Source organism: Clostridium sp. KLE 1755, from assembly GCF_000466465.2.
GTDB classification, from domain to species: Bacteria; Bacillota; Clostridia; order Lachnospirales; family Lachnospiraceae; genus Eisenbergiella; species Eisenbergiella porci.
This window is the reverse complement of the sequence record NZ_KE992658.1, coordinates 1-817: the sequence shown is the minus strand read 5'-3', so window position 1 is coordinate 817 and position 817 is coordinate 1. Positions and strand designations below refer to the sequence as shown.

Below are 817 nucleotides of genomic sequence, written 5' to 3'. Positions count from 1 at the left end.
TAGTCAAGACCACCGGCTTAGCCGGTGGCTTGTCCCGCCCCTATAAGGGGCTATTACCTGCTTGCGCCCGGAAGGCGCACTGAAGGTCTGCCAACTGCACCACATTTTCAGCCGCCCTTAAAAGGGCGCTTTCAGTGCTTCCTTATTCCGGCGCAGCCCCAATAGGGGCTTGCTGGTTTGCTTTGATTTCCTACTACCGCTCCAAGCGGTTTATTTTTTGTTTTTCTTTACCGGCTCACCCGTAAACGGGTCGATATACTCTACTAACGACATCTGGTCGTATTCTAAATCCTCTTTTAGCTGATTTTGGATATACTCTTTGATTGCCGCTGTATTCTTCCCTACTGTGTCTACATAATATCCACGGCACCAGAAATGCCTGTTTCCGTACTTATATTTTAAATTCGCATGCTTTTCAAATATCATCAGCGAACTTTTTCCTTTTAAGTACCCTATTATTTCTGATACTGAATATTTTGGGGGTATCCTTACCAGCATGTGGATATGATCCGGGCAACATTCTGCTTCGATTATCTCTATCCCTTTTCTTCGGCACAATGTTCCTAGGATCTGCCCCACATCCGCCTTGATATCCTTATATATTACTTGTCTCCGGTATTTTGGTGCAAAAACTATGTGATACTTGCATTCCCATTTCGTATGAGCTAAACTGTTATTGTCCATTCTTTGGACCTCCTGTGCTTTTTATTTGTGGTTTTGCAGACCCACATTTATTCTAGCACAGGAGCTCATACTTATATCTAAAGAACTTCTCTCCCCCTGCATAGCAGGGGGTTTATTTTTTACTGTGACACAA

General features: G+C 43.7%; 1 protein-coding gene. It reads right to left on the bottom strand.

Going from position 1 to position 817, the window contains the following annotated elements; translation table 11 throughout:
- Positions 1 to 210: 210 nt before the first annotated feature.
- Positions 211 to 684 (bottom strand): IS200/IS605 family transposase, encoded by a 474-nt coding sequence (gene tnpA, locus HMPREF1548_RS03105; protein ID WP_021634272.1) that lies wholly within the window; start codon positions 682 to 684, stop codon positions 211 to 213.
- Between the last annotated feature and the right edge of the window lie 133 nt (positions 685 to 817).

Bases quoted from the DNA above. Each gene is read 5' to 3' on its own strand.
- tnpA (WP_021634272.1), bottom strand. From the start codon at position 684: ATGGACAATAACAGTTTAGCTCATACGAAATGGGAATGCAAGTATCAC.